The organism is Streptomyces sp. NPDC042100, assembly GCF_055582325.1.
Map to the genome: position 1 here is coordinate 229,472 of NZ_JBVJDK010000011.1, position 14,023 is coordinate 243,494.

General features: G+C 70.8%; 11 protein-coding genes. 7 read left to right on the forward strand and 4 right to left on the reverse strand.

Features of this window, described 5'->3' with window-relative positions; translation table 11 throughout:
* The first annotated feature begins 189 nt into the window (after positions 1–189).
* From ACZ6J5_RS25245 to trxA, 7 genes are all read left to right on the forward strand, one after another.
* Positions 190–2,550: a DUF6049 family protein gene (locus ACZ6J5_RS25245; protein ID WP_469395100.1), complete on the forward strand. Its 2,361-nt coding sequence runs from the start codon at positions 190–192 to the stop codon at positions 2,548–2,550.
* 45 nt (positions 2,551–2,595) lie between these two features.
* Positions 2,596–4,833 (forward strand): murein biosynthesis integral membrane protein MurJ, encoded by a 2,238-nt coding sequence (murJ, locus tag ACZ6J5_RS25250; protein ID WP_469395102.1) that lies wholly within the window; start codon positions 2,596–2,598, stop codon positions 4,831–4,833.
* A 117-nt stretch (positions 4,834–4,950) separates the two neighbouring features.
* Positions 4,951–6,681: a protein kinase family protein gene (locus ACZ6J5_RS25255; protein ID WP_469395104.1), complete on the forward strand. Its 1,731-nt coding sequence runs from the start codon at positions 4,951–4,953 to the stop codon at positions 6,679–6,681.
* Positions 6,682–6,819: 138 nt separating this feature from the next.
* Positions 6,820–7,527 (forward strand): RNA polymerase sigma factor SigM, encoded by a 708-nt coding sequence (gene sigM, locus ACZ6J5_RS25260; RefSeq protein ID WP_469395106.1) that lies wholly within the window; start codon positions 6,820–6,822, stop codon positions 7,525–7,527.
* Complete coding sequence (locus tag ACZ6J5_RS25265) at positions 7,524–8,417, forward strand: zf-HC2 domain-containing protein (RefSeq protein ID WP_469395108.1); 894 nt, start codon at positions 7,524–7,526, stop codon at positions 8,415–8,417. The genes sigM and ACZ6J5_RS25265 overlap by 4 nt, the downstream gene beginning before the upstream one ends.
* Positions 8,418–8,547: 130 nt before the next feature.
* Positions 8,548–9,513 (forward strand): thioredoxin-disulfide reductase, encoded by a 966-nt coding sequence (trxB, locus tag ACZ6J5_RS25270; protein ID WP_469395110.1) that lies wholly within the window; start codon positions 8,548–8,550, stop codon positions 9,511–9,513.
* Between the two features lie 46 nt (positions 9,514–9,559).
* Positions 9,560–9,892 carry a thioredoxin gene (trxA, locus tag ACZ6J5_RS25275; RefSeq protein WP_469395112.1) on the forward strand — a complete coding sequence of 111 codons (333 nt, stop codon included), beginning with the start codon at positions 9,560–9,562 and terminating at the stop codon, positions 9,890–9,892.
* 98 nt (positions 9,893–9,990) lie between these two features.
* Here the strand turns inward: trxA and ACZ6J5_RS25280 are convergent, their stop codons facing one another.
* The 4 genes from ACZ6J5_RS25280 to rsmG all read right to left on the reverse strand — a co-directional run bounded on the left by ACZ6J5_RS25280 (position 9,991) and on the right by rsmG (position 13,943).
* Positions 9,991–10,608 carry a GNAT family N-acetyltransferase gene (locus ACZ6J5_RS25280; protein WP_469395113.1) on the reverse strand — a complete coding sequence of 206 codons (618 nt, stop codon included), beginning with the start codon at positions 10,606–10,608 and terminating at the stop codon, positions 9,991–9,993.
* Positions 10,609–10,763: 155 nt separating this feature from the next.
* A complete protein-coding gene (locus tag ACZ6J5_RS25285; RefSeq protein WP_469395115.1) occupies positions 10,764–11,879 on the reverse strand; it encodes a ParB/RepB/Spo0J family partition protein in 1,116 nt (371 codons plus the stop codon).
* Complete coding sequence (locus ACZ6J5_RS25290) at positions 11,876–12,964, reverse strand: ParA family protein (RefSeq protein ID WP_469395117.1); 1,089 nt, start codon at positions 12,962–12,964, stop codon at positions 11,876–11,878. The genes ACZ6J5_RS25285 and ACZ6J5_RS25290 overlap by 4 nt, the downstream gene beginning before the upstream one ends.
* 259 nt (positions 12,965–13,223) lie before the next feature.
* Positions 13,224–13,943 (reverse strand): 16S rRNA (guanine(527)-N(7))-methyltransferase RsmG, encoded by a 720-nt coding sequence (gene rsmG / locus ACZ6J5_RS25295; RefSeq protein WP_469395119.1) that lies wholly within the window; start codon positions 13,941–13,943, stop codon positions 13,224–13,226.
* Between the last annotated feature and the right edge of the window lie 80 nt (positions 13,944–14,023).

Below are 14,023 nucleotides of genomic sequence, written 5' to 3' on the forward strand. Positions count from 1 at the left end.
GCTCGTACCGATGGCCCCGTTTTAGGCGCGGGGACAGCGGTCGGAGACCCGTGACGCGCCCCTTCGCCCGATCGGCTGGAGCAGTCCCCGGCACTTGCCAGCCGCGTGCCTCGTTACCATGCCTGGACACAGCAACCGGGAACCACTGACACCACAGGCACCACAGACAACGACGAGGACGGGCGACGCGTGGCCGAGGCGGCAGCTATCCAGGGGATCGATCCCTCACCTGCCCGCCGCCGCTTGCGGCGCCTGATCACCCTCGCCGTCGCGGCCCCACTGCTGGCCGGACTCCTCCCAGGGCTCACCGCCCCGGAGGCGGAGGCCGCCGAGACCGCGCGGGCCACCGGAACCGTCGATGTGTCGGTCGACACGCTGACGCCGAGCGCCCCCGTGGAGAGCGACACGCTCACGGTCACCGGCTCGGTCACCAACAAGGGCAAGCAGGCCGTGACCGACGCCACGGTCGATCTGCGGGTGGGCCCGCGGATGACCAGCCGCAGCGAGATCGAGGACGTCTCCGAGCGCCGCGGCTACCGGGACGGCGGCGACCCCTATCCGCTGGGCGGCTCCTACAAGGTCACGATCCCCAAACTGGGCGCCGGGCTGAGCCAGGACTTCACACTCTCGGTGCCCGTCTCCAAGCTCGGCCTCGACGAGTCCGGCGTCTACCAGCTCGGGGTCTCCCTGACCGGCCGCACCGGCGGCCAGTCCTACGGGCGGGTCCTGGGCATCGAGCGGACCTTCCTGCCGTACCAGTCCGAGGACGCCGAGAAGAAGACGCAGCTCAGCTATCTCTGGCCACTGATCTCCACCACGCATGTCTCCGCGGAGACCGGGCCGGACATCCAGCAGACCCCGGTCTTCGAGAACGACGACCTCGCCGCCGACCTCGCTCCCGGCGGCCGGCTGCACGAGATGGTGAGTCTCGGCGCGAACCTCCCGGTCACCTGGGTGGTCGACCCTGACCTGCTGGCCAGCGTCGACCTCATGACCGGCCCCTACCTGGTCAAGAACGGCAAGACCGAGGTCCCGGGCAAGAACCAGGCCATCGCGCAGAAGTGGCTGGACTCGCTGGAGAAGGCGGTCCAGGGCAAGAAGATCGTCGCTCTGCCCTTCGCCGACCCCGACCTCGCCTCCCTCGCCCACCACGGCAAGGACGTCCCCGGCTCGCTCAGCCACCTCCAGCAGGCGACCGCGCTGGCATCGACCACCGTCGAGACGATCCTCCATGTGAAGCCGTCCACGGACTTCTCCTGGCCCGTGGACGGCGCCGTGGACCCCTCGATCATGTCCGTCGCCACCTCCGCCGGCGCGCACAACGTGATCGCCCGCAGCGACAGCTTCCGCGACGACCTCCCGTACACGCCGGACGCGGCCCGCCCGGTCGGCGGCGGCACCACGGCCGTCGTCAGCGACGCCGCGCTCTCGACCGCCTTCGAGGGCGATCTGATCCGGGCCGAGAGCACCACCCTCGCCGTCCAGTACTTCCTCGCCCAGTCGCTCGCGGTGACCCTGGAGCGGCCCGAGGACCAGCGGACCATCGTCGTCGCCCCGCAGCGGATGCCGAGCATCGCCCAGGCCCAGGCCATGGCGACGGTGCTGCAGGGCGCGGCCAAGCGCTGGACCCAGCCGACGGATCTCCTGGCGGCCTCCACGGCGGTCGCGTCCGACCCGGCCGCCTCCCGGGTGCCGGGCAGCGGCGCGTACCCGAAGAAGCTGCGCGCCCAGGAGCTCGACGCCGACGCGTTCCTCGAGATGAAGCAGACCCGTGACGGGCTGGACGACTTCAAGGTCATCCTGACGGCCCCCGAACGGGTGGTGCCGCCCTTCACCAACGCGATCAGCCGTGAGATGTCCACCTCCTGGCGGGGTGAGGGCGCCTCGGCCGCGCTCTACCGCCAGCAGGTGCAGCAGTACCTGGCGAGCCTCACCCGCGAGGTGGATCTGATCAAGAAGTCGGATCTGGTGCTCTCCGGACGCAGCGCCACCATCCCCGTGACGGTGCAGAACAAGCTGCTCCAGGGCGTGGACCACCTGGTGCTGCGGCTGTCCTCGGGCAACAAGACCCGTCTGAACCTCGACGGCGAGGGCGCCGCCGAGCGGCCGGTGAAGATCGAGGGCGGACACAGCCAGTCGGTGAAGTTCACCGCCTCGGCCAACGCCAACGGCCCGGTCCCGATGACGGCCCAGCTGTACACCGAGGACGGCACGCCGTACGGCCCTCCGATGCACTTCACGGTGAAGGTCTCCGAGATCACGCCCACCGTGATGCTCGTCATCGCGGGCGGTGTGCTCCTGCTGGTGCTGGCCGGCGTCCGGATGTACTCCCAGCGCAAGCGGGCCGCCGCCCGCAACGCCGAGGCGGAAACGGAGGCCGAAGCGGAGACGGAGGCTGGGACCGAGGCGGAAGCGGAAGCCGACGCGGGTGCCGAGGGCGGCGCCGAGGGCTCCGGGGACGCCGATCCCGGGCAGCCGAGTGACCCGACACCGGACACCGGTCCCGAAAGCGGCGACCCGTCGGGCCCGGGTGAGAAAGTGGACCGTTGAGCGATGTCGTGGCCGGTCGGCCGGGGACGATGAGGTGGGGTAACGATGAACGCGCCGTACGACGGTGACCGCGGTCAGGCCGCGGGCGGCACCGCGCCCGCCGGTGGGACGCCCGCGGCACCGGCACCCGGCCCCATGCCGGTGCCGCCGCCGCAGCATCCCGCGCCCGGCCCGTACGCACCGAACCAGCAGAACGCGTACGCACCGGACCAGCACAACCCGTACGCCCAGGATCCGTACGTCCAGGACGCCTACGCCCAGGACCCGTACCAGGGCCGGGACCTCTCCGCGCAGGACCCGGTGACCGAGGCGCTCTACGACCGCGCCGCGCACCCGCCGCCCCCGCCGGGCACCTATGCGGAGCCGCAGCCGCTCTACCAGCAGCCGGCCACGCCCGCGCACGCCCCGGACCCGCGGGTCTGGGCACAGACCCCGGCACCCGAGCCCGACGGGCCCTCGCGCCACCTGCCGTACGGCGACGACGCCCGGACGGTCCAGTTCACCGGGGTCGACGACCTGGTGACCCGGGCGGGGGAGGAGGCGCCGGAACCGGACGCCTTCGCCCACCTCTACCGGGACCAGCAGACGCCCGGACAGGTACCTCCGCCCGCGACGGAGCCCGATCCCATGCCGGCGCCCGCCCCGAAGAAGTCCGGCCGCGCCTCCGGTCTGCTCAAGTCGAGCGCCGTGATGGCCGCGGGCACCCTCGTCTCCCGCCTCACCGGCTTCGTCCGCAGCCTGGTGATCACCGGCGCCCTCGGCGCCGCGCTCCTCGGTGACACCTTCACCGTCGCGTACACCCTGCCGACGATGATCTACATCCTCACCGTCGGCGGCGGTCTCAACTCGGTCTTCGTGCCGCAGCTGGTCCGCTCCATGAAGAACGACGAGGACGGTGGCGAGGCCTACGCCAACCGCCTGCTGACCCTCGTGATGGTCGCGCTCGGCGCGATCGTCGCCATCGCCGTCTTCGCCGCCCCGGTGCTGATCCGGCTGATGTCGAACACCATCGCCGACGACGCGGCGGCCAACAGCGTCGCCGTCACCTTCGCCCGCTACTGCCTGCCCACGATCTTCTTCATGGGCGTGCACGTGGTGATGGGTCAGATCCTGAACGCGCGCGGCAAGTTCGGCGCGATGATGTGGACCCCGGTCCTCAACAACATCGTCATGATCGCCACGTTCGGCCTGTTCATCTGGGTCTACGGCACCTCCGCCGAATCCCACATGGGCGTCTCGACCATCCCCGACGAGGGCGTCCGACTGCTCGGCATCGGCACCCTGCTGGGCCTGGTCGTGCAGGCCCTGGCGATGATCCCGTACCTGCGTGAGACCGGCTTCCGCTTCCGCCCCCGCTTCGACTGGAAGGGCCACGGCCTCGGCAAGACGGTCAAGCTGGCGAAGTGGACCGTGCTCTTCGTGCTGGCCAACCAGGCCGGCGTCCTGGTTGTCACCCAGCTCGCCACGGCGGCCGGCGAGGAGTCCGGCAAGAACGGCGCGGGCTTCCTGGCCTACTCCAACGCCCAGCTGATCTGGGGCATGCCGCAGGCCATCATCACCGTCTCGGTCATGGCCGCGCTGCTGCCGCGCATCTCGCGCGCCGCCTCGGACAACGATCCCGGCGCCGTCCGCGACGACATCTCCCAGGGCCTGCGCAACTCGGCCGTGGCGATCGTGCCGGTCTCCTTCGCCTTCCTGGCCCTCGGCGTCCCGATGTGCACCCTGCTCTACGCCTCCAGCGGCGTCCAGGCGGCCCAGGGCATGGGCTTCATCCTGATGGCCTTCGGCCTCGGCCTGATCCCCTACTCCGTCCAGTACGTCGTGCTCCGCGGCTTCTACGCCTACGAGGACACCCGGACGCCCTTCTACAACACCGTCATCGTCGCCGCCGTCAACGCTGCCGCCTCCGCCGTCTGTTACGTCGTCCTCCCGGCCCAGTGGGCCGTGGTCGGCATGGCCGCCTCCTACGGTCTCGCCTACATGGTCGGCGTCGGCGTCGCCTGGCGCCGCCTGCGCAACCGGCTCGGCGGCGACCTCGACGGCGCCCATGTGCTGCGCACCTACGCCCGGCTGTGCCTCGCGTCGCTGCCGGCCGCGATCATCTCCGGGGCCGTCGGCTTCGCCCTGCTGAAGGTGCTCGGCGAAGGGGCCCTCGGCTCGCTGGTGGCCCTGCTGGTGGGCGGAGCGGTGCTGCTCGGCGTCTTCTTCGTCGCCGCCAAGCGGATGCGGATCGCGGAGCTCAACTCCATGGTCGGCATGGTCCGCGGGCGTCTGGGACGCTGACGAACAGGCTTCGCACAACCATCGCCTGCCGACGCGTGTCGTGCATAGCGCCGGACTGTGGGCACAATTGGCATGGCTGTTGGATGTGGCGCAACGGATGGGGAGGCAGGAACGACGGTGGCGGAACGTAGCACGGCTGCCGTCGACGTGGCCGACAACAGCGGTGACGACCCGCTGACCGCCAAGGCGGACAAGGCCGCGACCGACGGGGTGGCGGAAGCGCAGAAGAAGGCGGTCACGACCGCCGAGTCCACGGAGAACAAGGCGGGCGAAGCGAAGAGCGGCGAACAGCCCTCCATCACGGCACCGGAGCTCCACAGCGGCCACAAGCTGGCGAGACGCTACCGGCTGGAGGAGTGCGTCACCCGACTGGACGGATTCAGCAGTTGGCGTGCGGTGGACGAGAAGCTCCGCCGCGCCGTCGGCGTGCACATCCTCCCGGCCGACCACCCCAGAGCACGCTCCGTGCTCGCCGCGGCCCGGTCCGCGGCGCTGCTCGGCGATCCCCGGTTCGTCCAGGTCCTCGACGCCGTCGAGGAGAACGACCTGGTCTACGTCGTGCACGAGTGGCTGCCCGACTCCACCGAGCTGACCGCGCTCCTCGCGGCCGGCCCGATGGAACCGCACGACGCCTACCAGCTGGTCAGCCAGGTCTCCCAGGCCATGACCGCGGCACACCGCGAGGGCCTCTCGCACCTGCGGCTGACGCCGAGCGCCGTGCTGCGCAGCTCCACCGGCCAGTACCGGATCCGCGGCCTCGCCGTGAACGCCGCCCTGCGCGGCATCAGCGCCGAGCGCCCGCAGCGCACCGACACCGAGGCGATCGGCGCCCTGCTCTACGCGGCGCTCACCCAGCGCTGGCCGTACGAGAACGACGCCTACGGCCTCTCGGGGCTGCCCAAGGGCGTCGGGCTGCTCCCGCCGGACCAGGTCCGCGCGGGCGTCCACCGGGGTCTCTCCGAGATCGCCATGCGCGCCCTGGCCAACGACGGGGCCACGGCCTCGCGCCAGGAACCGCCCTGCACCACCCCGGACGAGCTCGCCAAGGCCGTGGCGGCGATGCCCCGCATCCGCCCGCCGGAGCCGGCGTTCCCGCTGCCGGCCCCGCCGGAGTACCAGCGCACCACCTACCAGCAGGGCACGTACGGGCGCCCCCAGGTCCGCCCGCAGGTCACCCAGCCGGTCGTCATTCCGCCGCCGCCGCTCCAGAGCCGCACCGGCAAGGCGCTCAAGTGGGCCGTCTCGGCCCTCCTGATCGCCGCCCTGGGTCTGGGCAGCTGGCAGATCGCGGACCGGCTGCTGAACGGCCAGAAGCAGCCGATACCGCCCGCGACGTCCCCCGACACGGGTGACGAGAAGCCGGCCGATCCGAAGCCGATCGTCGTGCGCGGCGCCAAGGAGTACGCGCCGGACGGGTCCCCGCAGAACGCGGCGGGCGTGGACAAGACCTACGACGGCGACCCGTCCACCTACTGGCGCACCAAGAGCTTCTTCGACGGGCCCACGCTGGCTCCGTTCAAGCAAGGTGTGGGCATCGTCTACGACCTCGGCTCGGAGCAGAACGTCACGTCCGCCTCGATAGACCTGCGCTACGGAGGCAACCACACGACCGGGGCGCTGTACGCGGCCGACTCGCTGAGCCCGGCCGGTTCTCCCTCGTCCATGAAGGAGATCGCGACGGCCACGACGTCCGGATCCTCGCTGAAGCTGGACGCGAAGACACCGGTCAAGACCCGCTACGTCCTGCTCTGGTTCACCGCGCTGCCGCAGTCGGCGGGGGACCAGTACAGCGACGCCGGATACAAGCAGGCCGTCACGAACGTCTCGTTCCTCGGCTCGGCCCCGTAACGGCCCCGGACCGGGGTGCCGCCCGCACCGGGTGGCACCCCGGTCCTCATGGGACCTCCACAAGGGCCACCTTGTCGATCACCGGCAAATTGCACAGAATACCCACGGTGCCGCCCCTGCCATGGTGGGAGACTTGGCGTGAACAACGGATCCACGAGGGACGCTCGCTCCGACGGCGATCTCCTGGCCGCCCATGTGGCCGGCGATCCGCACGCCTTCGGCGAGATCGTACGGCGCCACCGCGACCGGCTGTGGGCGGTGGCCCTGCGCACGCTGAGGGACCGCGAGGAAGCCGCTGATGCCGTCCAGGACGCCCTCGTATCGGCCTTCCGGGCCGCGCATACCTTCCGGGGGCAGTCGGCCGTCACGACCTGGCTGCACCGCATCACAGTGAACGCCTGTCTCGACCGGGCGCGCAAGGCGGCCTCCCGCCGGACCTCGCCGGTGGACGACACCGACCGCTTCGAGCAGATCCTGGAACCGCACGAGTCCGCCGAGGCGCCCGCGGAGCGACAGGATCTGCACCGCCAGCTCCTCGCCGCCCTCGCCACCCTCCCCCCGGAGCAGCGTGCCGCGCTTGTCCTGGTGGACATGCAGGGCTATCCGGTCGCCGAGGCCGCTCGTATCCTCGATGTCCCCACCGGCACCGTGAAAAGCCGCTGCGCGCGAGGGCGGGCCAGACTGCTGCCGATGCTCACTCATCTGCGCGGGGACACAGTGGGTAACGAGCCCCCTGACCGGGGAAGGAACCGGACGCCGGGGGCATCCGTCCCACCGGTGTCGGGACCGAGAGACACCGGACCGAGCAATCCAGCTGCTGTGAAGGGCGGAGGTGGGCGCGCGTGACTTCCACGGCCGACACGACTCAGCACCCCGACGTCTCGGAGATCTCCGACCTCGCCGAGGGGCTCCTCTCCCCTTCCCGCAGCGCGGCCGTACGGCTCCATCTCGACGGCTGTCCCCTGTGTACCGATGTGCGGACCTCCCTGGAGGAGATCCGGAGCCTGCTGGGAACCCTGCCGGGCCCGCCGCGGATGCCGGCCGAGATCGCCGGGCGGATCGACGCCGCATTGGCCGCCGAAGCCCTCCTGAACGCCACCGCCCCGGACACCACCGCACATGTTTCACGTGAAACACCGCGCAGCCATCCGGTCGAGAGCGCCCCAGCCGCCGACCGGCCCGCAGGACGCCCCGCCGCCGCCACCGGCCCCGGACGCCCCCGCGGGCGCCGCCGCAGGTTCGCCGTCCTGGGCGCGGGAGTGGGCGCCGCCGCTCTGGGACTGAGCCTGTTCTTCATCCAGTCCGGCGCCCTCCCCTTCGGTCACGACACGGGTGACAAGACGGCCTCCGGCGTCGCGGCCCAGGCCGCCGGCGTCGCCCGCTTCGACGGAATGCCGGTCGAGGCCGCCGCCCAGGCCCTCCTTCAGCAGAACAGCACCTTCAAGGCGCCCCGGGACACCGGCCCGGACTCGCTCTCCGCCCAGAACGGCGGCGACGGGCGCCAGCGGTCCCTGGAGACTCCCCTGCCGGAATGCGTGAAGGCCGGCACCCAGCGCGAGGACCCGGTCCTCGCCTACCGACAGGGCACCTTCGAGGGAACGGACGCCTACCTCCTGGTGCTGCCCGACACCGCCGACGGCAAGCGGGTGCAGGTCTACGTCCTCGACGCTTCCTGCGCCGCCGGAAGCGGGAACAGCCGGGCCGATGTCCTGCTGAAGGAATCCGTTCCGCGTTGACCGCCTCGGCGCCCTGCCAGGCGGCGGTCTCGGGAATGCTTCCCCCGTAGGATCGGTTAGGTGGGGTGAGAGTGACCGATCCGACCGCCCCCGTAGGCAGTGGCAGTCTGCAGAGACGAGGAAGAAACCCGTGAGCGACGTCCGTAACGTGATCATCATCGGCTCCGGGCCCGCGGGTTACACCGCTGCGCTCTACACGGCCCGCGCGTCGCTGAACCCGCTCGTGTTCGAAGGTGCCGTCACCGCCGGTGGCGCCCTCATGAACACGACCGACGTGGAGAACTTCCCGGGCTTCCGTGACGGCATCATGGGCCCGGACCTGATGGACAACATGCGTGCGCAGGCGGAGCGCTTCGGCGCCGAGCTCGTTCCGGACGACATCGTCGCGGTGGACCTCACCGGCGAGATCAAGACCGTGACCGACACCGCCGGCACCGTGCACCGCGCCAAGGCCGTCATCGTCACCACCGGCTCGCAGCACCGCAAGCTCGGCCTGCCGAACGAGGACGCGCTCTCCGGCCGCGGTGTCTCCTGGTGCGCCACCTGCGACGGCTTCTTCTTCAAGGACCAGGACATCGCCGTCGTCGGCGGCGGCGACACCGCGATCGAGGAGGCTACCTTCCTCTCGCGCTTCGCCAAGTCCGTCACCATCGTCCACCGCCGTGACACCCTGCGCGCCTCCAAGGCGATGCAGGAGCGCGCCTTCGCCGACCCGAAGATCAAGTTCGCGTGGGACAACGAGGTCGCCGAGATCCACGGCGACCAGAAGCTCCGCGGTCTGACCCTGCGCAACACCAAGACCGGCGAGACCAGCGAGCTGCCGGTCACGGGCCTCTTCATCGCCGTGGGCCACGACCCGCGCACCGAGCTCTTCAAGGGCCAGCTGGAGCTGGACGAGGAGGGCTACCTGAAGGTGGACGCCCCGTCCACCCGCACCAACCTCACGGGCGTCTTCGGTGCGGGCGACGTCGTCGACCACACCTACCGCCAGGCGATCACCGCCGCCGGCACCGGCTGCTCGGCCGCGCTCGACGCGGAGCGCTTCCTGGCCGCCCTCGCCGACGCCGAGAAGCTCGCCGAGACCCCCGCGGTCTGATCTCTCCGCTTCACCACCCCACACCCCGCCAAATAAGGAGGTCGCCGTGGCCGGCGCCCTGAAGAACGTGACTGACGCTGACTTCGACGAGGTCGTCCTCAAGAGCGAGAAGCCCGTCCTGGTGGACTTCTGGGCCGCGTGGTGCGGGCCGTGCCGCCAGATCGCTCCGTCGCTGGAGGCCATCGCCGCCGAGCACGACGAGATCGAGGTCGTGAAGCTCAACATCGACGAGAACCCGGCCACGGCCGCCAAGTACGGCGTCATGTCCATCCCGACCCTGAACGTCTACCAGGGCGGCGAGGTCGTGAAGACGATCGTCGGTGCCAAGCCGAAGGCCGCCATCCTGCGCAACCTGGACGGCTTCGTCGAGGCCAAGTAAGACTCTCGCTGTTTCACGTGAAACAGCGACGGCCCGCCCCCTCGGAAGGGGGCGGGCCGTCGTCGTTCACGCAGAGACGCGGAGACTCCGGGGCCGACTCACAGGGGCCGCAGAGCGGGCTCCTTCTGTACGGCGCCCAGCAGCCGGTCCAGGGCCAGCTCGACGTCCTCCTTCCAGGAGAGCGTCGTCCTCAGCTCCAGCCGCAGCCGCGGAAAGGCGTGGTGCGGCCGAACGGTCTTGAAGCCCACCGCCAGAAGGTGCTCGGCCGGGAGCACGCAGGCCGGCTCCTTCCAGCGCGCGTCCCCGAAGGCCTCGATCGCTTTGAAGCCCCGGCGGAGCAGATCCTTCGCCACCGTCTGCACCATCATCCGTCCGAGCCCCTGCCCCTGGTACCCCGGCATGATCCACGCCGTCATCAGCTGGGCGGCGTCGGCCGAGAGCGGGCTCGTGGGGAAGGCGGTGGAGCGGGGCACATAGGCGGGAGGCGCGTAGAGCACGAAGCCGACCGGCACCTCGTCGACATAGGCCACCCGGCCGCAGGAGCCCCATTCCAGGAGCACGGCGGAGATCCACGCCTCCTTCTCCAGCTCGGGCCGGCCGGCCTTCACGGCGGCCTCGCCGCTCACCGGATCGAGCTCCCAGAAGACACAGGAGCGGCACCGCTTGGGAAGGTCCGGAAGGTTGTCCAGCGTGAGCGGTACGAGCCGACGCCCCACGGCTGCTCCTCGTTTCCCTCGGCCATTGCCGTACGAATACGCCTCTCAGAATCGTAACGAGGGGGCGATCAGGGCGATACCGCGGTCAGGCAAAGGGCGGGGCGTGTTCCGGTGAATGCCGGTACACACCCCGCCCAGTGGGAGAGAAGTGAAGGTCAGCCCTCCGAGGACGGCCCGTCCTGGTCGTCCCGCTCGCCGTTTCCGTGGTCCATCACGCGGCCCTCGCCCGGGGCCAGCGTCGAGAGGATCCGGTCCAGATCGTCCATCGAAGCGAACTCGACGACGATCTTGCCCTTCTTCTGCCCCAGGTCGACCTTCACCCGGGTCTCGAAGCGGTCCGAGAGGCGCGTGGCCAGTTCGCTCAGCGCCGGAGAGACCCGAGCACCCGCACGCGGGCCCTTGGGCTTGACCGGCGAGGAGGGCTCCGAGGCCATCAGCGTGACGATCTCCTCGACCGCCCGCACCGAGAGGCCCTCGGCCACGATCCGGTACGCCAGCTTGTCCTGCGTCTCCGGGTCCTCGACCGACAGCAGGGCTCGGGCGTGGCCGGCCGAGATCACACCCGCGGCGACCCGGCGCTGCACCGGCGGGGAGAGCCGCAGCAGACGCAGCGTGTTGGAGACCTGCGGCCGGGACCGCCCGATGCGGTCGGCCAGCTGGTCATGGGTGCAGTGGAAGTCCTTGAGCAGCTGGTCGTAGGCCGCGGCCTCCTCCAGCGGGTTCAGCTGCGCCCGGTGCAGGTTCTCCAGGAGGGCGTCGAGCAGGAGCTTCTCGTCATCGGTGGCCCGCACGATCGCGGGGATCCGCTCCAGACCGGCCTCCCGGCAGGCCCGCCAGCGGCGCTCACCCATGATGAGCTCGTAGCGCTCACCGCCCACCTGCCGCACCACGACGGGCTGGAGCAGGCCGACCTCCTTGATGGAGGTGACGAGCTCGGCCAGCGCGTCCTCGTCGAAGACCTCACGCGGCTGACGCGGGTTCGGGGTGATGGAGTCGAGCGGCAGCTCCGCGAAGTGCGCCCCGGCGGGGGACTCCGGCAGCACCTCGGGCGCGGGGACCGGCACCACGGAATCGGGCGACTGCGGGCTCGCCGGAAGGCTCGCCAGCTTCGCCGCGGCCACCCCGCGCTCCGAACCGAGCGCCGGAACGGCACCGGGGGAGCTCACGCCCTGGCCCCCGGGCACGGTCACCACCGACACCTGTCGCTCCTGGGGAGCAGCGGGGATCAGCGCACCGAGTCCACGCCCCAGCCCCCTACGTCGCTCGCTCACTGGATCCCCTCCGACATTCGCTGGCTGTTCTGGTGGCCCATGGCCGACTGGCCGGTGTGGGCGTGCGTGGCGTCGTAATGGAGCTCGACACCGCGCAGGGCGATCTCACGGGCCGCCTCAAGGTAGGAGAGGGCACCGCTGGATCCCGGGTCGTAGGTGAGCACGGTCTGGCCGTAGCTCGGGGCCTCGGAGATGCGCACGGAACGCGGGATGCTCGTCCGCAGCACCTCCTTGCCGAAGTGGGTGCGCACCTCGTCGGCGACCTGCGAGGCGAGCCTCGTCCGGCCGTCGTACATGGTCAGCAGGATCGTCGAGACGTGCAGGCCGGGGTTGAGGTGCCCCCGCACCAGATCGACGTTCCGCAGGAGCTGGCCCAGGCCCTCCAGCGCGTAGTACTCGCACTGGATGGGGATCAGCACCTCGGCCCCCGCCACCATGGCGTTGACCGTGAGCAGGCCCAGCGAGGGCGGGCAGTCGATCAGGATGTAGTCGAGCGGCTGCTCGTACGCCTGGATCGCACGCTGGAGCCGGCTCTCTCGCGCCACCAGCGACACCAGCTCGATCTCGGCGCCGGCGAGGTCGATGGTCGCCGGGGCACAGAAGAGCCCCTCGACGTCCCGGACCGGCTGGACGACCTCGGAGAGCGGCCTGCTCTCCACGAGGACGTCGTAGATCGAGGGGACCTCGGCGTGGTGGTCGATGCCCAGCGCGGTGGAGGCATTGCCCTGGGGGTCGAGGTCGATGACCAGGACGCGGGCGCCGTGCAGTGCCAGGGAGGCGGCGAGGTTGACCGTCGTGGTCGTCTTGCCGACGCCGCCCTTCTGGTTGGCGACGACCATCACACGGGTCTGCGCGGGGCGGGGAAGTCCCTCACCCGCACGGCCCAGGGCTTCTACGGCCAGCTGTGCTGCACGACCGATGGGGGTGTCGTCCATCGGGGGCGGTGTTTCACGTGAAACATCCTCCCCCGCCGATTCGGTTCGGGGACCGGGGACCGGATCGGTCATCGGTCCCGCGATGTTGGCGTCGGACCGCAAGGATTCACTCTCCTCGGCTTCAGGCTCGCGATGAGCAGAGCCTGCCATGCTTTCGGGGTCGTGAACCAGCGAGGCCCGTGGTCCTGTGGAGAAATCCACCTCTGTGGACAACCCTTTGACCCTCACGGGGGGTTTCGCCGACGGTGTGCGGTCCCAGGGCGCGGCAGCCGCGCGACCGCGGCTGATGATCCCCTGCAGCAGTGAGCGACGTTTCACGTGAAACACGATGCACGGGCCGCCGGGCCGGGACCGCTCGACACTCCGAAATCTGCGCGTATCGCAGCTTGTACGGATCAGTAGACGGGGTTCAGCGCTTACCGCGGCGGGCACGGCTGGTCCTTGCCGCCTTGGCTCGCTTGGCCGCGAAGCGCACGCCGCCCGGGCTCTCGCCGACCTCGACCCGGACCACCGTGGACTGCGGGTCGACGATGCCCTCGCCGACCTGGAGCACGGAGGTGGCCACCACACCCAGCTTGGAGAGCGCGGCACGAGCGCCGTTGATCTCCTCCTCGGCGGTGTCGCCCTTGAGCGCCAGCATCTCTCCGTACGGACGCAGCAGCGGCACGCCCCAGCCGGCGAGCCGGTCGAGCGGCGCCACGGCGCGAGCCGTGACGACGTGCACGGGCTGGATCTTGCCCATCATCTCCTCGGCGCGCCCACGGACGACGGTCACGTGGTCCAGGCCGAGCAGCTCGACGACCTCTTGGAGGAAGTTCGTGCGGCGCAGCAGCGGCTCCAGGAGGGTGATCTTCAGGTCGGGGCGTACCAGCGCCAGCGGGATGCCGGGCAGGCCGGCGCCGGAGCCGACGTCGCAGACCGTGACGCCCTCGGGGACGACCTCGGAGAGCACCGCGCAGTTCAGGATGTGGCGCTCCCACAGCCGGGGGACCTCACGGGGGCCGATCAGACCGCGCTTGACCCCCGCGTCCGCGAGGAGCTCCGCGTAGCGCACGGCCTCCGGGAAGTAGTCACCGAAAACCGTCCGCGCCTGCTCGGGCGCCTGGGGAAGCTCCGCTGCCTCCGTCACGGGGAACCGTCCTTCCGTACCGCACGTATGCCGTGCGAGCGCACGGGATGGCTGACTATCAGGCTGACAAAATTCGGCCC